The sequence below is a fragment of the Sandarakinorhabdus sp. FBCC-B8862 genome (assembly GCF_059745315.1).
Window position 1 is genome coordinate 746392 of sequence record NZ_CM185574.1, and the last position, 17283, is coordinate 763674.

15 protein-coding genes are annotated in these 17283 nt (G+C 65.5%); 9 read left to right on the forward strand and 6 right to left on the reverse strand.

Translation table 11 applies throughout. From position 1 onward, the window contains the following. Window positions 1–316: 316 nt before the first annotated feature. From AC6BOR_RS03530 to AC6BOR_RS03550, 5 genes are all read right to left on the reverse strand, one after another. On the reverse strand, window positions 317–1732 hold the full coding sequence (locus AC6BOR_RS03530) for an efflux transporter outer membrane subunit (protein ID WP_498059833.1): 1416 nt from the start codon (window positions 1730–1732) through the stop codon (window positions 317–319). Continuing rightward, the gene (locus AC6BOR_RS03535; RefSeq protein ID WP_498059834.1) at window positions 1729–4887 is read right to left on the reverse strand and encodes an efflux RND transporter permease subunit; all 3159 of its coding nucleotides are present in this window, start codon (window positions 4885–4887) and stop codon (window positions 1729–1731) included. The genes AC6BOR_RS03530 and AC6BOR_RS03535 overlap by 4 nt, the downstream gene beginning before the upstream one ends. Beyond that, entirely contained in the window at window positions 4884–6017 is a 1134-nt protein-coding gene (locus AC6BOR_RS03540; protein WP_498059835.1) for an efflux RND transporter periplasmic adaptor subunit, read from the reverse strand. The genes AC6BOR_RS03535 and AC6BOR_RS03540 overlap by 4 nt, the downstream gene beginning before the upstream one ends. A 148-nt stretch (window positions 6018–6165) precedes the next feature. Further along, window positions 6166–7074, reverse strand: coding sequence for a helix-turn-helix domain-containing protein (locus AC6BOR_RS03545; RefSeq protein WP_498059836.1), 909 nt, complete (start codon window positions 7072–7074; stop codon window positions 6166–6168). Continuing rightward, window positions 7074–8015, reverse strand: a complete 942-nt coding sequence (locus AC6BOR_RS03550) for an AraC family transcriptional regulator (protein ID WP_498059837.1) — start codon at window positions 8013–8015, stop codon at window positions 7074–7076. The genes AC6BOR_RS03545 and AC6BOR_RS03550 overlap by 1 nt, the downstream gene beginning before the upstream one ends. A 215-nt stretch (window positions 8016–8230) precedes the next feature. Between AC6BOR_RS03550 and AC6BOR_RS03555 the strand changes: the two genes are divergently transcribed. The 8 genes from AC6BOR_RS03555 to AC6BOR_RS03590 all read left to right on the forward strand — a co-directional run bounded on the left by AC6BOR_RS03555 (window position 8231) and on the right by AC6BOR_RS03590 (window position 15199). Then, the gene (locus AC6BOR_RS03555) at window positions 8231–8452 is read left to right on the forward strand and encodes a DUF1427 family protein (RefSeq protein WP_498059838.1); all 222 of its coding nucleotides are present in this window, start codon (window positions 8231–8233) and stop codon (window positions 8450–8452) included. Continuing rightward, complete coding sequence (locus AC6BOR_RS03560) at window positions 8449–10293, forward strand: amidohydrolase (RefSeq protein ID WP_498059839.1); 1845 nt, start codon at window positions 8449–8451, stop codon at window positions 10291–10293. The genes AC6BOR_RS03555 and AC6BOR_RS03560 overlap by 4 nt, the downstream gene beginning before the upstream one ends. Further along, window positions 10290–10712: a DoxX family protein gene (locus tag AC6BOR_RS03565; protein WP_498059840.1), complete on the forward strand. Its 423-nt coding sequence runs from the start codon at window positions 10290–10292 to the stop codon at window positions 10710–10712. The genes AC6BOR_RS03560 and AC6BOR_RS03565 overlap by 4 nt, the downstream gene beginning before the upstream one ends. Then, window positions 10712–11689, forward strand: a complete 978-nt coding sequence (locus tag AC6BOR_RS03570; protein ID WP_498059841.1) for an SLAC1 family transporter — start codon at window positions 10712–10714, stop codon at window positions 11687–11689. Before AC6BOR_RS03565 ends, AC6BOR_RS03570 begins: the two co-directional genes overlap by 1 nt. 102 nt (window positions 11690–11791) lie before the next feature. Next, complete coding sequence (locus AC6BOR_RS03575) at window positions 11792–12448, forward strand: hydrolase (protein WP_498059842.1); 657 nt, start codon at window positions 11792–11794, stop codon at window positions 12446–12448. A 32-nt stretch (window positions 12449–12480) separates the two neighbouring features. Then, complete coding sequence (dps, locus tag AC6BOR_RS03580) at window positions 12481–12960, forward strand: DNA starvation/stationary phase protection protein Dps (protein WP_498059843.1); 480 nt, start codon at window positions 12481–12483, stop codon at window positions 12958–12960. A 13-nt stretch (window positions 12961–12973) separates the two neighbouring features. Next, on the forward strand, window positions 12974–14365 hold the full coding sequence (locus tag AC6BOR_RS03585) for an alginate export family protein (RefSeq protein ID WP_498059844.1): 1392 nt from the start codon (window positions 12974–12976) through the stop codon (window positions 14363–14365). Window positions 14366–14827: 462 nt separating this feature from the next. After that, window positions 14828–15199, forward strand: a complete 372-nt coding sequence (locus AC6BOR_RS03590; protein ID WP_498059845.1) for a MobC domain-containing protein — start codon at window positions 14828–14830, stop codon at window positions 15197–15199. A gap of 212 nt (window positions 15200–15411) precedes the next feature. Here the strand turns inward: AC6BOR_RS03590 and AC6BOR_RS03595 are convergent. Further along, window positions 15412–16562, reverse strand: a protein-coding gene (locus tag AC6BOR_RS03595) for an IS3 family transposase (RefSeq protein ID WP_498059846.1) whose coding sequence is annotated in 2 segments (ribosomal slippage) — window positions 15412–16304 and window positions 16304–16562 — 1152 coding nt in all. Because the reading frame shifts where the segments join, the coding sequence is not laid out codon by codon here. Window positions 16563–16930: 368 nt separating this feature from the next. Between AC6BOR_RS03595 and AC6BOR_RS03600 the strand changes: the two genes are divergently transcribed. Beyond that, entirely contained in the window at window positions 16931–17275 is a 345-nt protein-coding gene (locus AC6BOR_RS03600; protein WP_498059847.1) for a hypothetical protein, read from the forward strand. Window positions 17276–17283 lie beyond the last annotated feature (8 nt).

Here is a 17283-nt window from a genome sequence, read left to right on the forward strand (position 1 = left end):
AGAGGACAAAGCTGGGCACTGGAATCATTGGAAAACCCGTCTACCACTGCCATATGCTGTGGGATCTGGCGCTACTGGACAGCCACTTCGGGGTGGGCACGCTCGGGCGTGTCTGGCGAGCGATGTCGAAACTACATGTTCGTAACGGGATGGGCGACCGCGCGCGTGATCCAGTCGTTTCCACCCCGCGCGCTGCCGCGCCATGGGCAGGCAATTGCTCGCCCTGTCACCAGCGTGAACCCGGCCGCCTCAGGCGTTGACGCCTCTGACAGACCCGGCGCGGTTCAATCAGGCCAACGGCAATTTCGGGATCAGGTCATGGATCACCGCGCTGCCAGCCGGCGCCCAGTGCCTTGTAAATCGCAACGCCCAGTTGGCCGGCATTCACCTGGGCCGCCACCAGCTGGTCCTGGCTTTGCAGCGCCACACGCTCGGCATCCAGCACCGACAGGAAGGGATCGACGCCATTCTGGTAACGCAGGCGGGCGAGGCGGGCGGCGGTGACGGCGGCATCGCGCGAGTTGGTCAATTCCGCCACCCGCTGATATTCCCGCGCCCGGCGCGACAGGGCATTTTCCGTTTCCTCCAGCGCCCGCAGCACCGCCGCCTCATAGCGCGCAGCTGCGCCATCGGCCGACGCGTTGGCTGCCCGGATGCGGGCCCTGATTCGCGGCAGATCGAGGATGTTCCAGCTCAACTGCGGGCCAATCCCGAACGCCAGCGCGTTGGAATTGAACAAGTTTCCTGCCACATTGGCTTGCAGGCCAACACTGCCGGCGATCGACAGCTTGGGAAACAGATCGGCCGTGGCGATGCCGATACGGGCCGTGGCAGCCGCCAGGCCGCGTTCGGCCACGCGGATATCAGGGCGGCGGCGCAACAGTGCGGCCGGATCGCCAACGGCCAGGGCGGCCGGCAGGGCGGGAATGGCCGCGGCCGGCGCCAGCCGTTCGCGCAAGGCGTTGGGGCCAATGCCCACCAGCACGCCCAGCCGATGGATCGCCACATCGATTTCGGCCGCGAGCGGCGCCATGCTGGCCCTGGTCGTCGCCAGCAGCGATTCCGCCCGCGCCACGTCCAGCCGGGTGCCGCGCCCGGCCGTCAGCAGCTTGCTGCTTAGATCAAAGCTGGCCTGCTGGTTGTTCGCTGCCTCCTGCGCCACCTGCAACCGTGCCTGCGCCCCGCGCAACGACAGATAGGCGCTCACCGTTTCGGCGGCGATGCTGACCATCAGATCATTGCGGGTGGCCTCGGCCGAACCGGCTTCGGCCATGGCGTCCTGCCGGCGGCGCGACAGCCGGCCAAAGAGATCGATCTCCCAACTGCTGTCGATGCCCAGGGTGAAATAATCCCGGTCCGGCAGCGCGAAGGCGCTGCCAAAGGCCTGGCCCTGCGCCGAAAAGCGCTGGCGCTGATAGCTGGCACTGGCCTGCGATGATGGCAGGAAATCCGCCGTGCGTTCAGCCAACAGCGCGCGGGATGCCTTGAAGCTGGCTTCGGCCGCCGCCAGATCGCGGTTGTGGGTCAGGGCATCGGCCACCAGCTCATCGAGCAGGGGGTCGCCCATCTGCGTCCACCAGCGCTGTTCGGGCGCATCAGCAACGGCGCCGGCCAGCGCGGCGCGGTCAAAGCCGGGCTGCGCGGCTGCAGCAACCGGCGGCGCGCTGCGGTAATTGGGCCCGACAGCGCACGCACCGAGCAACAGGCTGGCCAGAATGATCGTGCGGTTCATGGCGCCGGCTCCGCAGCAGGGGTGGTTGGGCGCTGGCGTCCTTGCCCGATCGATCGGCACATCACATAGAAGGCCGGGGTGAGCAGCAGGCCGAAGCCGGTGACGCCCAGCATGCCGGCAAACACCGCCGTGCCCAGCGCCTGGCGCATTTCCGCGCCCGCGCCACTGGCAATCACCAGCGGCACCACGCCCAGGATGAAGGCAAAGCTGGTCATCAGGATCGGCCGCAGCCGCAGCCGCGCAGCTTCCACCGCCGCATCCCAGCGGCTGCGGCCTTCGGCTTCCAGCTGGCGGGCAAATTCGACGATCAGGATGGCATTCTTGCAAGCGAGGCCCACCAGCACGACCAGCCCGACCTGGGTGAGGATATTGTTGTCCATGCCCCGCAAACCAACGCCGACGATGGCCGAAAGCAGGCACATCGGCACGATCAGCACGATGGCCAGCGGCAGCAGCCAGCTTTCATATTGCGCGGCCAGCACCAGGAACACCACCAGCACGGCCAGCGCAAACACCACCCCGGCGGTGTTGCCGGCGCTGCGCTCCTGATAGGCGATGCCGGTCCATTCAAAGCCAAAGCCATCGGGCAAGGTGCGCTTGGCAATCCCTTCCATGATGGCCAGCGCCGTGCCGCTGGAAATGCCCGGCGCGGCGTTGCCGTCGATTTCGGCCGCCGGATACAGATTGTAACGCGGCTGCCGCGACGGGCCGGTGATGTTGCGCGTAGTGACCAGCGATCCCATCGGCACCATCTGGCCATTGGCCGGGTTCAGGATGCGCAGCGCCGAAATATTGGCCATCGACATGCGGAACGGCGCATCAGCCTGCGCCGACACCCGGTAGGTGCGGCCAAGATAGTTGAAATCATTCACGAACGCCGAACCCAGGAACACCTCCAGGGTGGAGAAGACCTCGCCCACCGGCACCCCCAGCTTCTGCGCCTTTTCCCGGTCGATATCGAGGAACAGCTGCGGCGTGCCGGTTTCATAAAAGCTGAACATATTGGCCAGCTGCGGTTCCGCCCAGGCCGCCTGCAGCACCTGCTGCGTCACCTCGTTCAGCCGCTGCGGCCCGGCGCCAGACCGGTCCTCGATCATCATGCGGAAACCGCCGCCATTGCCGATCCCGGCCACGGCCGGCGGCGGGATGACGATGATGAAGGCATCATCAATGGCGCCCAGCCGCTGGTTCAGTTCGCCCAGCAACGCCATGGCCGGCGGGCGCTCCCCATAAGGCTTCATCACGGCAAAGATGGCGCCGGCATTGGGGGCATTGGTGAAGGTGGCGCCATTGAAGCCGGCAAAGCCCGCCGTGTTGGCCATCCCCGGCGTGTCGAGGATGATCTTGGTCGCCCGGCGCAGCACATCATCGGTGCGCTGCAACGAGGCGCCGGGCGGCAATTGCATGGCGACGATCAGATAGCCCTGGTCCTGCTGCGGAATGAAGCCGCCCGGCGTCGCGGCAAAGCGCCAGCCGGCGATGCCCAGCAGGGCGGCATAGACCAGCAGCACGACGCCGGTGCGCCGCACGATCTTGCCGGAAAGCCGACCATAGCGTTCCGACAGGCGATCAAAGCCGCTGTTGAACCGGGCAAAAAAGCGATCGAGCACCCCTGGGGCCCGGCCATGATCCGCCCCATGTTCGGCGCTGTGCGGGCGCAGCAGCAGCGTGGCCAGCGCCGGCGACAGGGTGAGCGAGACCAGCGCCGACAGGATGGTGGCGGTCGCGATGGTCAGCGCGAACTGGGTGTAGAACTGGCCAGAAATGCCGCCGATGAAGGCGGTTGGCACGAACACCGCCGTCAACACCAGCGCGATGGCCACCAGCGCGCCGCCCACCTCGTCCATGGTGATATAGGCCGCCTCGCGCGGGGTCTTGCCGGCCGCCAGCTCGCGCTCGACATTCTCCACCACCACGATGGCATCATCCACCACGATGCCGATAGCCAGCACCAGGCCAAACAGGGTCAGGCTGTTGAGCGAAAAGCCCAGCGCCGCCATGACCGCGAAGGTGCCGATCAGGCTGACCGGGATGGCAATGATCGGGATCAGCGCCGCCCGCCAGCTCTGCAGGAAGACGAACACCACGATCACCACCAGCAGGGCGGCTTCAAAGATGGTGCTGTACACCTCGTTCACCGATTCCGCGATGAACTCGGTGGGGTTGTACACCACGGTCTTGGCCAGGCCCTTGGGGAAATCCTGCACCAGTTCGTCCATGGTGGTTTCCACCGCCTTGGCCGTGGCCAGCGCGTTGGAACCCGGCCGCTGGAAGATGGCAATGGCCACCGCCGGATTGGTGCCCAGATAGGCATTGGTCGAATAATCCTGCGCGCCCAGTTCCACCCGGGCGATGTCGCGCACATGGGTGATGCGGCCGGCGGCATCGGTTTTCACGACAATATTGCCGAACTCCTCGGCCGTGCGCAGGCGGCCGGTGGTGCGCACCGCGATCTGCTGCGCCACCGGCCGCGAGGTTGGCGGCTGGCCCAGCACGCCGCTGGCCACCTGTACATTCTCGGCGCGCATCGCCGCCAGCACCTCGCTCGCCGAAATCTTCAGCGTGCCCATGCGTTCGGGATCAAGCCAGATGCGCATCGAATATTCGCGCGCGCCAAACACCAGGATCGATCCCACGCCGTCCAGCCGCGCCAGCCGATCCTTGATCTGCAGCAGCGCATAGTTGGACACATAAAGCTGATCGCGGCTGTTGTCGGGGGAAAACAGGTGCACGACCATCAGCATGTCGGGCGAGGATTTCTGGGTGACCACCCCCAGCCGCCGCACCGCTTCGGGCAGGCGCGGCTCGGCAATGTTGACCCGGTTCTGCACCAGCACCTGCGCGGCATCGAGATCGGTGCCGATCCGGAAGGTGGCGGTGATGGTCAACCGGCCATCATCGGTGGCCTGGCTGGACATGTAGAGCATGCCCTCCACACCGTTCAGCTCCTGCTCGATCGGTGTTGCCACCGTATCGGCGACGGTTTCGGCGCCCGCGCCCGGATAAGTGGCGGTGACCGTGATCGTTGGCGGCGCGATTTCCGGATATTGCGCCACCGGCAGCCCGAAATAGGCGATGAGGCCGGCCAGCGTGATCAGGATCGAGACGACCGCCGCAAAGATCGGCCGGTCGATGAAAAAGCGGGAGAATTTCACTTGCCCGCTCCAGCGCCAGCCGGCTGCGGCGTCACCTTGGCACCCGGCCGTGCACGCACGATGCCGCCCACGATCACCTGGTCTGCCGGGCCGATGCCCGAACGGATCACCCGCATATTGTCAGCCTGCAGCGCTCCCAGCGTGACCGGGCGCGGCTGCACCACATTGTCCTTGCCCACCACCAGCACGATCTTGTTGGACTGGTCAGACAATATGGCCGCCTCCGGCACCAGCAGCGCGCGATAACGGCCAGACCCAAGCAGCTGCAGGCGGCCAAACATCCCCGGCAGGAACAGGCCGTCGCTGTTGCGGAACACCGCCCGCCCGCGCATCGTGCCGGTGGTGGGGTCGATGCGGTTGTCAACAAAGTTCATGCGGCCGTCGTGGACGAAGCCTTGTTCATCCTGCAGGCGCAGCTTCACCGGATTGGCAGCATCGCGCGAGGATGGCCGTTCGCCCTGTGCATTCTGGCGCACATATTTGAGGTAAGCCGCTTCATCGGCGGTGAAGCCGAAATAGATGGGATCGATCGAATAGACGGTGGTGAGCAGCGTGCTGGTCGGGCCGCCGCCGGATACCAGGTTCCCCACCGTGACCAGCCGGGCCCCGACGCGCCCCGCAATGGGCGAGCGCACCTCGGTATAGCCGAGATCAAGCTCGGCCGCGCGCAGCCGGGCGCGGGCGGCGGCGAGCCGGCTTTCGGCTTCGCGCCGGGCCTGCACGCGCGCGTCATAGTCCTCGCGGCTGATCGCCTCTTCCTTCACCAGCGCCTGGCCGCGGCCAAGATCGGCCTGGGTCTGATCGCGGCGGGTGATCGCGGATTCAACATCGGCCCGGGCCGAGGCCAGCGCCGCCTCGAACGGCCGCGGATCGATGCGGGCCAGCAGATCGCCCTTCTTCACGATGGCACCTTCGCGAAAGGCGACGGCATCGAGGTATCCCGACACACGGGCCCGCACGTCCACCGATTCGACCGCTTCGAACTGGCCGCTATATTCGTCCCAGTCGATCACTTCGCGCTGCGTGGGTGGCGCCACCCGCACCGGTGGCGCGCCCTGCCCCTGCCCGTCCGGCGCCGCCGAACAGGCAGCCACCAACAGCAGCATCACCAGCGAAACATTCCGGACCATGATCACGCCCCTCGATCCGGCCAGGCAAAACATGCAGGCCAATCAAAATATACAGGTTTTATTGTGCCGGTTGTTGGCGGGTGCACTCAAGTCCCACTCGCGGCATGACTGCACCGATCTTGCGGCGAAATCCGCTGGACAATGCAATTCACACGCGGTGCTGATGGCGCCAACGCAACGGCGTCACCCCGGTGGATCGCCTGAACACGCGGGCAAAGGCTTGCGGTGCGTGATAACCCACCTGGGCGGCAATCTGGATCACCGGCAGATCACTGTTGGCCAACAGCTGCTGGGCCTTGCGCATGCGGGCCGTGCGCTGGAAAACGCCTGGCGCCTGCCCGGTGCTTGCCCGGAAGGCGCGCGCGAAATGAAAGCAGGAAAGGCCGGCCACCGCGGCCAGTTCGGATATGCTCACCTCGCGGTCCAGATTGGCCATGACATGGTCGATGCACAGCCGCAGGCTGCGCGGCGGCAACCCACCGCGCGCCACCGGCACCGGCGCCTGGGCCGTCTTCAACAATTCGCCCAGCACACACAGGCTGATGCCTTCGGCCGTCAGCAGCGCGCCCGCCGTGCCGTCATCGCTCTCTGCCCACAGCAAATTGAGCCAGTGGTGCAGGCTGGCCGATTGGAGGGGGCGGCCGAACACGCTGGCCAGCACCTCGGCCGGGGCATGGTCATGTTCGACAGACAAGACACTGGCAATCCACTCGAGCGGCCAGCTGAAGCTGCGAACATGGTGGGGCACATGCACGGCCATCTGGTTGGCATAGGTCGGGCGGAAGGCCAGCACCGCTCCGGCCGGATCCACCCGGTCGCGCAGGCCATCGCCCAGATCGGATTTTTGGCGGATGACCCCGCCGACATTCTGCACCAGCACCATGTTGGCGGTGGCCGTCGTCAACACATCAATCGGCGGATGCAGCGAGTCAAAGATGGTGACGAGCGCGCCGCCGGCCTTGCGCTCGGTGATATAAGGGGCGAGCTGGCTGCCGGCCAGCCAGGTCGGGAAATCCATGCCGGCAGCGGCGCCATTCGCCATGGCGGCAGCCTCCATCACGCGCCACCCGGCCGGGCGTGCCGCCGCCGCCAGGCCGACGGGGTGACGCCCACGCTGCGCCGGAAGATGCGGGCAAAGGATTGCGGCGTGTCATAACCAACAGCGGCCGCCACATCGATCACGCCCAGCTCGCTTGTCCGCAGCAGCTCCTTGGCGCGCACCAGGCGCCGCTGACGCTGGAAACTGCCGGGTGCCATGCCCAGGCTCACCTTGAAGGCACGGGCAAAATGGAATGGCGAAAGGTCAACCATCGCCGCCAGTTCGGCAAGGCCGATCTGCCGCGCCAGATTGGCATCGATATACTCGACACAGCGGCGCACCGCCCAGGGCGGCAACCCGCCGCGCGCCACATGAAGCGGGCTGCGGATCATGCGCGACAGCTCCGCCAGCAGATGCAGGCTGATGGCTTCGACGGTCAGCAGTTCGGCAAGGCCACCCTCCTCGGCGGACTGCCAGAGCCGGTCCAGCAGACCGTAGATTGTCTCCGAATGAAAGGCCCGGCCGGCAATGGCATCGCCAAACAACCGCATGGCATGCAATTCATGCCCGGCCAGCACGTTGATCACCCAGTGCGCCGGCCAGCCAAAGGTGCGGATCTCATGGCCGCCATGCACCTCGATATCCGTGGCATAATCGGGGCGCAGCAGGTGGAGCGCGCCCGGCGCATCGACGCGATAGCGCATGCCATCGCCAAGGTCTGAGCGGTGGCGGATCACCCCGCCGATATTCTGCACCATCAGCATGGTGGGCAGCGCCGGATCCGACATGTTGCCGGCCGGCTGGCGGCTCTGGAACATAGACACCAGATTGCCGCCAGACTTGCGCTCGACAACATGCCCCGACAGGCCACCTTTGGTCATCCATTCATCATAGGATGACCATGGGCTGTCATGGGCGAGGCCAGGGGCATAGAGATCCACCGTCCACCATCCTGTCATGCGACCCCAGAGGTCGCTTCAACGCACCATCCGCAGGTGAGTGTAACTCAAATCCGGCAAAATAAAAGCCGGTGGCGGCAGCATAGGCATGGAATCATAAGCATTTCATGACGCCCTGCGCCAATTGCGCAAGATCGGCGCAATTTTGGCAGGAACTGCGGAGACGCTGAACGGCGGCCCATGGCATTGCACACCCATTGGTGGCGGGCGCAGGCATGAAAATCTATCTGCTTTCTCTGGGTGCCGGTGTGCTGGCAGGCTTGCTTTACGGAGTGATTGGCGTGCGCTCTCCCGCGCCGCCACTGGTCGCGCTCGTTGGTCTGCTCGGCATTCTTGTGGGCGAACAATTGCCTGGCTTCGCACGGCGCTGGCTGCACAGCCCGGCCGCGACCAGCAGTGCCGCTACCGCCCCGTCCGAACAGGACAAGGCGCCATGACCAGTCCGATCTTGCTGGTCAACGGCCGCTTCACCTCGCTTGATCCGGCCAATCCGGCCCCAGAGGCGCTGGCGCTGGTCAATGGCCAGATCGCCTGTGCAGGCCGGCTCGCCGATGCCGTTGCGGCGACCGGCCCGGCCGCGCAAATCATCGATTGCAGCGGCCGCCGCGTGATCCCCGGCCTGTCCGACAATCACATCCACGTCATCCGCGGCGGTCTCAACTTCAACCTGGAATTGCGCTGGGATGGCGTGCCCAGCCTTGCCGACGCGATGCGCATGCTCAAAGCCCAGGTGGACCGCACACCGGCCCCGCAATGGGTGCGCGTGGTGGGCGGCTTTTCCGAACAGCAGTTCGCCGAACGCCGGCTGCCAACGCTGGACGAGATCAACGCCGTCGCACCCGACACGCCGGTGTTCATCCTCCACCTTTATGACCGGGCGCTGCTCAACCGGGCCGCGCTGGCGGCGGTCGGCTACACCAGGGACACGCCCGACCCGCCGGGCGGTGTCATCCAGCGCGATGCCGCCGGCAACCCTACCGGCCTGCTGATCGCCAGCCCCAATGCCGGCATCCTCTATTCGACGCTGGCGCGCGGGCCAAAACTGCCGCTGGACTATCAGAAGAATGCCACCAGGCATTTCATGCGCGATCTCAACCGCCTGGGCGTCACCAGCGTGATCGATGCCGGCGGCGGCTTCCAGAATTATCCCGATGATTATGCGGTTATCGAGCAGTTGCACGCCGAAGGCGCGCTCACCCTGCGCATCGCCTATAATCTCTTCACGCAGAAAGCCGGGGAGGAACTGGCCGATTTCCGCCGCTGGACCGACAGCACGCGCATCGGCCAGGGCGATGACTGGTATCGCCTCAACGGCGCCGGCGAGATGTTGGTGTTCTCCGCTGCCGATTTCGAGGATTTCCGCCAGCCCCGCCCCGACCTGCCGGCGAACATGGAGGATGACCTCGAAGCCGTGGTGCGCCTCCTGGCCGAGCGGCGCTGGCCGTGGCGGCTGCACGCGACCTATGACGAGACCATCGCGCGCGCCCTCGACGTGTTCGAAAAGGTCAACCGCGACATTCCCCTGGCCGGCATCAACTGGTTCTTCGATCATGCCGAAACCATCTCGCCGCGCTCGATCGATCGGGTGGCAGCACTGGGCGGCGGCATCGCCTTCCAGCACCGCATGGCCTATCAGGGCGAATATTTCATCGAACGCTATGGCGCCGAAGCCGCTGCCAACACCCCGCCCTTCCGCCGTGTGCTCGAAGCCGGGGTGCGCACCTCCGCCGGCACCGATGCCACCCGCGTTGCCTCCTATGATCCCTGGGTCAGCCTCGCCTGGCTCACCACCGGCAAGACACTGGGCGGCCAGCCGCTCTACCCCGCCGCCAACCTGCTCGATCGGGAAACCGCACTGAAGATGTGGACCAGCCATGGCGGCTGGTTCTCCGGCCAGGATGGCCGCAAGGGCCAGCTCAGGGCCGGCCAGTTTGCCGATGTCGTCGTGTTGTCTCAGGATTATTTCAGCGTGCCCGGCGATGCCATCCGCCAGACCGAGGCGGTGCTCACCATCGTTGGGGGGCGCGTCGTCTATGGTGCGGCAGAGTTTTCCAGCCTGTCGCCGCCGCTGCCACCGCCGATGCCCGACTGGTCACCGGTGGCGCATTTCGGTGGTTACCAGAAACAGCCGGTGCTCAGCCGTGATGCGGCCTGCGGCTGCGCCCAGGCCTGCGGCGTGCATGGCCACAGGCACGCCCGCGCCACGACCGCACCGGTCGCGCCGGCCGATTTCAAGCGCTTCTGGGGCGCGCTGGGCTGCCTGTGCTGGGCGATATGAACAACGACATGCTCTCTCCACCGCAATCGGCCACGGCCAGCCTGCCGTGGCCGTGGCTGCTCTGTGCCTCGGCGCTCGCCCTGCCCTTCATCGTCAGCGGCGTTGCCAAGCTGGCCGATTATGCTGGCGCCATTGCCGAAGTGGCCGCCATCACTGGCCAGCCCGGCCTGGCTTCCCTGCTGGCACCGCTGGTCATCCTGCTGCAACTGGCCGGCAGCGTCTGCCTGTTCGGCCCGCCCGCCGTGCGGGGGCCGGCGGTGCTGGCCTTGAGTGGTTTCACGCTGCTGGCCAGCATCCTCGCGCATGATTTCTGGCAGGCACCGCCCGAGCGCATGGTGCGGGAATTGACCACCTTCTGCGAGCATCTGGGCCTGATCGCCGGCCTGTGCCTGCTGCACCTCAAGCAGCGGCGGGGCTGATGGCCAGCGCCGCCGCCGCCGCTGCTGCCCGCCCATGGTTGGCGCGCCTGCCGATGTCGCTGTTTGCCAGCGTAATGGGTACGGCTGGGACGGGCCTGGCCTGGCGGCGTGCGGTCTCCAGCTTTGGCGCCCCCAGCTGGCCGGGCGAAGCCTTCATGGCGCTGGCCGCCGCCCTCTACGCCCTGCTGCTGGCCTTGCAGCTGGCCCGCGCCGTGCGCTGGCCAAGCAGCCATCTGGCCGAATTTCGCGATCCTCGCACCGCGCCCTTCGTGCCGGCCTTCAGCGTGGCCACCGTGCTGATGGCGGCCGCTGCAGCGCCTTATTCCCTGCCGCTCGCCCGCGCGCTCTGGCCGATTGCCGCCGGGCTGCATGCCTTGTTCGCCTTTCTGCTGCTGCGCCGCTGGTTCGCCCAGAGCCGTCCGCTCACCGAAGCCGGCCCGCCCTGGTTCATCCCGATTGTCGGCAATCTGCTGATGCCAGTGGTGGGCATGCCGTTGGGCTATGAAACCGCCAGTTGGGCCCTGTTCGGCGTCGGCGCGCTGTTCTGGCTGATCCTGGCGCCGATCATGACCTTCCGGCTGTTCTTCGCCGATCCGCTGCCCCACCATTCGGCACCGTCGCTGTTCATCCTGCTGGCACCGCCGGCGGTGGGCTCACTCGCCATCCTGGCGCTCACCGGCGACAGCGTGTCGCCGATCACCCACAGCCTGTTCGGCTTTGGCACCATGGTCGCGGCGCTGATGCTGTCGCTGCTGCCGCGCATGATCGACGGGCATTTTTCCAGCGCCTGGTGGGCGCTCACCTTTCCGTCGGCCGCCTATGCCAGCCTCGCCGTCACCTATGCCGGGCAGATTCTGTCCGTGCCGCTCGCCGTGCTTGGCCTTGCGGCCCTGGCGGTGGTCACCCTGCTGGTGATCATGGTGCTCTTGCGCAGCCTCGCGGCGCTGTTCGCCGGTGATCTGGTGCCGCGTGGTTGAACGCCGGCCCCACCCCGCCCCCGATTGTCGATGCGCGCAGCAGCGCCATCGCCATGCCCCGCCCAACCGGCGGCTTCTTCCCCCCTGAAAGGATAAAGGCCCATGCCCACCGCCACCCCCGTTCCCGGCCCGTCGCTGGTCAGCCCCAGCAACCACGTGCTGATCATGATCGATCACCAGTCGCAGATGGCCTTCGCCACCAAATCGATCGACGCCATCACCCTGCGCAACAATGCCGCCATGGTGGCCAAGGGCGCTGCCGGCTTTGGCGTCGACACGATCCTGACCACGGTGGCAGAGAAAACCTTCTCCGGCCCGATTTTTGACGAGATCAGCAGCACCTTCCCCGGCGCCAACGTGATCGACCGCACCAGCATGAACACCTGGGAAGATGGCCGCATCAGCGATCGCCTCAACGCCATCGGCAAGGGCCGCCTGGTGTTCTGCGGCCTGTGGACCAGCGTCTGCATCGTCGGTCCGGTGATCTCGGCGATTGCGCAGGGCTTTGATGTGCATGTGATTGCCGATGCCTGTGGCGACGTGTCCGACGAAGCCCATGAACGCGCCATGCAGCGCATGCTGCAGGCCGGCGCCATCCCGATGACGTCACTGCAATATCTGCTTGAGCTGCAGCGTGATTGGGCCCGCACCGAAACCTATGATCTCACCACCGGTATCGCCAGGCAGCATGGTGGCGGCTACGGCCTTGGCATCATCTACGCCAAGACCATGTTTGGCGCCGCTGAAGGCAGCCACTGATCCCGGCCATCATCGAGAAAAGGGGCAAGCCCATGTATGTTTCGCGTCTCGATCTGCCCGATCATGTCCGCCACGCCGCCATCACCCTGTTGCAGGGGATGCTGGCCAACGCGGTGGATCTCGTCCGCCAGGCCAAGCAGGCCCACTGGAATGTGAAGGGCCCGAATTTCTTCATGCTGCACCAGCTGTTCGATGCCCTGCACGACGAGGTGGAGGAATTTGAAGACATGATTGCCGAACGCATCACGGCGCTGGGCGGCACCGCCGATGCCCGGGTGCAGACGGTGGCCGCCACCACACGGCTCTATGAATATCCGCTCAACGCCCATGGTGGGGAGGCGCATCTGAAGGCGCTGGCCGGGTCGCTCGCCGAATTCGGCAAGCTTGCCCGCACCGGCATCGATGCTGCCACCCAGGCCGGCGATGCCGATACGGCCGATCTGTTCACCGAATTGTCGCGCGCCTGCGACAAGCAATTGTGGTTCGTCGAAGCGCATCTTCTCCCCGGTTGAGCAGCGCCCGGCCATGATGCCACCGCCCGCATTGCCCCGGCACTTCGGCCACAGCGCCAGCATCGCCGGGGCCCTGCTGGCGGCAACGGCGGCAGCGGCGGGAACCCCCTGCCCGCCGCTGCCTGAACCGCGCCAGATCCGCTATGAGGAACGCTATCCGCTGCAGCCGGATGGCTGCCCAACCTCCCTTGCCGGGCGGCTGAAGAACATCCGCGTTGGCCCGGCGCGGCTCGATATCGGCGGCGAATGGCGGGTGCGGCTGGAAGCCACCGATGTGCCCGATTTCGGCACCGCCGGCGAACGGGACCGGGCCGTGCTCAGCCGCCTGCTGCTGCACGCCAATCTCAGGGCAACGGACGATATCCGCCTGTTCGTCCAGGCCGGTTCCTTCTTGGGCAGCCGCCGGCTCGGCACCGGGCCCACCGATGTCTCCCGCCTTGATCTCGCCCAGGGCTTTGTCGAACTCAAACAGCACCACGGCGCCACCACCGCCACCCTGCGGCTCGGCCGGCAGGAAGTGGCCTTCGGCTCCTCCCGCCTCGTCTCCATCCGCGAAAGCCCCAACATAAGGCGCTCCTTTGATGGGGCCCGCCTCGGCATCGCGCATGGCCGGTTCAGGCTGGATGGAGTCTGGCTCCGGCCGGTCCGTCTCCATCCCGGCATCTTCGATGATGCCAGCGACGGCAATGAACAGCTTTACGGCGTCTATGGCAGCCTCGGGTCCGGCAATGGCCCAGGCCTCGATCTCTACTGGCTCGGCCTCGAACGGCGGTCGGCCCGGTTCGCCGCCGGCACCGGCCGGGAAGTGCGGCACAGCCTGGGCGCCCGCCTGTTCGGGCAGGCCGGCCCGCTGGATTGGGATATCGAACCGGTGCTGCAGTCCGGCCGCTTCGCCAGCGGCCGCATCCGCGCCTGGACGCTGGCCAGCAACCTTGGCTACCGCCTGTCTGCCCTGCCCGGCCAGCCGCGACTGGGCCTGAAGGCCGATCTCGCCAGCGGCGACCGCGACCCCAACGACAGGGTGCTGCAAAGCTTCAACCCGCTCTACCCGCGCCTGCCCTATTTCACCGAAGCCGGGCTGGCGGTGCCGTCCAACATAATGGACCTGCACCCCAGCCTCACGCTCGACATCGCCCCCGGCGGCCGCCTCACGCTGGGCGCCAACCTGCTCTGGCGCCATCGCCGCGAAGACGCCGTCTATGTGCCGCCCTTCCTGCCCGGCCTGCCCGCCACCCCCGGATCGCGCTTCATCGGCACCCAATGGGAAGCCGGCACCGAATGGCGCCTCGCCCGCGGCGTCGAGTTCAAGCTATACCTGGTGCGATTTTCCGCCAGCACCAGCCTGACCAACCTCGGCGCCTCGTCCGGCACCTTCGGCGCCACGTCACTCGGATACCGCTTCTGAACGGGCAATGCATCCGACGGTCCCGCCCGGCAAAAATGCTGCCACAGCCCAGGATTTCATCCTCGCGAATTGGCGTCCAGCCATTCGCTGGCCGCAGCACACGCTTTGCCCGCCCCTTTGCTTGAGGGAAGATCGTGAGATGTGGGCCTGTGATTCAGCGCGCAGCCTGGCCGCTGGTGGTTGCCAAACGGGACGCACGAACACCTGGCCTGCCGGCCTAGCCCCGCGGGTTGCTTCATATTGCAGGAAGGTGGTGCCCCTGAGCGGAGTAAGCTCGAACCATTTGTCATCAATATCTGCCTTCAAAAGCCCTGACGAACTCTTCCAAACCCTGCGCAACTGGACGGTCATTTTGGAAGGCCTTCAAGTCCAGCCGACCAGTCCGCCACCCCTGCCAAAGACCAAACAGCGCAAGCGCAAGATTGCCCCACGCCGTGGCGCGAAGGCGGCAGGAGGTGGGTCATGAGCAAGCTCCCTCCTCTGCACCCCCTGTCGCTACGCGTGACCTTCGAAGAGAAGGCCAACCTGGAGAAGGCCGCAGCCGGCATGTCGCTGTCGGCCTATATGCGTTGGAAGCTCTTCAGTCCGAACTCACCGCCACCCAAGCGGCGCGGCAAGTCGCCGGTGAAGGATCACCGCGCGCTGGCAAAGCTTCTGGCGTTGCTTGGCCAGACACGACTGGCCAACAACATGAACCAACTGGCGAAGGCGGCGAACTCTGGCAGCCTGCCCTTCACCCCTGAAACCGAAGAGGCGATTGTGACGGCTGCGCGTGAAGTAGCCGAGATGCGTGCCCTGCTCATCAAGGCGCTCGATATCGATCTGGTGCCATGATCCTCAAAGGCTCACAGCGCAGCGGCGGCAAGCAGCTCGGGCTTCATCTCCTCAAGACGGAGGAGAATGAGCATGTCGAAGTGCATGAGGTATCAGGGTTCGTTTCCGAGAGCGTGCTCGGTGCGATGAACGAGGCCTACGCCCTATCGCGCGGCACGAAGTGCAAGCAGTATCTCTTCTCACTGTTGACGTGCACCCCTGATTGGTACCGATCAGAAGTAGAGTCCTGTGCTTTGATGGCTGATGGTTGATGTGATGGCAACGGGGTTGGGGGCATGCCCCCAACCCCGTTGGCCGGCGATCTCGGCAGGGGTGCATCCGCCCAGTTTCGAGTGCGGCCTGACGGTGTTGTAGTCGTGCTTCCAGGCCGCGAGGATCGATCTGGCGTGCGCCAGCGATGTGAACAGGGTCTCGTTCAGGCATTCGTCGCGCAGCCGGCCATTGAAGCTCTCCACGAAGGCGTTCTGCGTCGGCTTGCCCGGCATGATGTAGTGCCATTCCACCTGCCGCTCCTGTGCCCAGCGCAGGATGGAGGTCGAGGTCAGTTCGGTGCCATTGTCGCTGACCACCGTCAGCGGCTTGCCGCGGACGGCCGCCAAGCTGTCCAACTCCCGCGCCACCCTTGCACCGGACAGCGACGTGTCGGCCACCAGCGCCAGGCACTCACGCGTGAAGTCGTCGACCACGCACAGGATGCGGAAGCGCCGGCCGCAGGCGAACGCATCACTGACGAAGTCGAGTGACCAGCGCTGGTTCGGCCCCTGCGGCATCGTCATAGGTGCCCTGGTGCCCAACGCCCGCTTGCGGCCGCCACGGCGGCGCACCTTCAACCCTTCTTCCCGGTAGATCCGCAGGAGCTTCTTGTGGTTCGGCGCATGCCCTTCGCGCGCCAGCAGATACCCCAGGCGCCGATAGCCGAACCGCCGCCGTTCGCCAGCCAGCTCACGCAACCTGGTGCGCAAGCCAGCATCATCGGGACGGGTCGGTTCATATCGAACCACCCGCCTCGCGACACCGATCAGACGACACGCCCGCCGCTCGCTCAGCCCGAACGTCTCCCGGGCATGGGCGACCGCATTCCGCTTCGCGTCGGGCGTCACCATTTTTTTGAGCTGATGTCTTTCAACACGGCGATATCCAGCATCGCCTCCGCCAGCAGCTTCTTCAGCTTGGCGTTCTCATCCTCCAGCGACCGAAGCCGCTTGGCCTCGGACACCTCCAGGCCACCGTACTTGGCCTTCCATTTGTAGAACGTCGCCGAACTGATCCCGTGCCGCCGGCAGACCTCGGCAGTCGCCATGCCCGCCTCCTGCTCCTTCACGATCCCAATGATCTGCTCGTCCGAAAACCTGCTCCGCTTCATGCGTCCGTCTCCTCGAGAAACGGACTCTACCCAAAAATGGGACCAATTCAGGGGTGCACGTCACCAAGTATCAGGTCAAGCACGAGCATCAAGCGAGGCTGTCAAAGATAGCGCGCGCGGGAGAGCGGATGATCGGGCGAGGCAACGAAGGGCTTGAACGATAATCTGAGCAAACACTTACAATACATTGAAATTTTTTGACAATTTTGTGTAATATTGTTACAATATAAATAAGGCTGTGGCGAATTATCGAATGGCGATGATTGGACGGAAACCGGCGAGTTTCCCCCACAGATAGAACCCTAAACGATTAGACCAAATCCAGATGTTGCTTTGGTGGCGCGTCGCTGGATTTGGGAAGGCAAACAGTGCACGAGATCAAGCCCGACCGGCTGGCTCATTACCGCAGACACTTTGCGGGCTCCGACATTCCTGTCGAGAAGCAAGATGCACTGATCCGTACGGTGGCAACCTTCCTCAAGTCGTTCATTGATCACGCTTTTGGGACCGACCCGGTGCAGCTTGCAACCAAGGATCGCCTCTCAAAGTCGTTCAAATTGGCGGCCGAATATGATAAGGTTGCTAACGGCCAAGAGCCGGAACGAATTGACCTCGTTTCCGAGGGCGCGACCACCCCAACACAAACGAGAAGGGATGTGCGCGATGGAGCGTATACCAACAACCAAGGCGGTCATTTACTGCCGCATATCTAGCCAGAAGC

Excerpts from the sequence above, each read along its gene's own strand:
- AC6BOR_RS03530 (WP_498059833.1), bottom strand. The coding sequence starts at position 1,732 with ATGAACCGCACGATCATTCTGGCCAGCCTGTTGCTCGGTGCGTGCGCT.
- AC6BOR_RS03540 (WP_498059835.1), bottom strand. The coding sequence starts at position 6,017 with ATGGTCCGGAATGTTTCGCTGGTGATGCTGCTGTTGGTGGCTGCCTGT.
- AC6BOR_RS03545 (WP_498059836.1), bottom strand. The coding sequence starts at position 7,074 with ATGGAGGCTGCCGCCATGGCGAATGGCGCCGCTGCCGGCATGGATTTC.
- AC6BOR_RS03550 (WP_498059837.1), bottom strand. The coding sequence starts at position 8,015 with ATGACAGGATGGTGGACGGTGGATCTCTATGCCCCTGGCCTCGCCCAT.
- AC6BOR_RS03555 (WP_498059838.1), top strand. The coding sequence starts at position 8,231 with ATGAAAATCTATCTGCTTTCTCTGGGTGCCGGTGTGCTGGCAGGCTTG.
- AC6BOR_RS03560 (WP_498059839.1), top strand. The coding sequence starts at position 8,449 with ATGACCAGTCCGATCTTGCTGGTCAACGGCCGCTTCACCTCGCTTGAT.
- AC6BOR_RS03565 (WP_498059840.1), top strand. The coding sequence starts at position 10,290 with ATGAACAACGACATGCTCTCTCCACCGCAATCGGCCACGGCCAGCCTG.
- AC6BOR_RS03570 (WP_498059841.1), top strand. The coding sequence starts at position 10,712 with ATGGCCAGCGCCGCCGCCGCCGCTGCTGCCCGCCCATGGTTGGCGCGC.
- AC6BOR_RS03575 (WP_498059842.1), top strand. The coding sequence starts at position 11,792 with ATGCCCACCGCCACCCCCGTTCCCGGCCCGTCGCTGGTCAGCCCCAGC.
- dps (WP_498059843.1), top strand. The coding sequence starts at position 12,481 with ATGTATGTTTCGCGTCTCGATCTGCCCGATCATGTCCGCCACGCCGCC.
- AC6BOR_RS03585 (WP_498059844.1), top strand. The coding sequence starts at position 12,974 with ATGATGCCACCGCCCGCATTGCCCCGGCACTTCGGCCACAGCGCCAGC.
- AC6BOR_RS03590 (WP_498059845.1), top strand. The coding sequence starts at position 14,828 with ATGAGCAAGCTCCCTCCTCTGCACCCCCTGTCGCTACGCGTGACCTTC.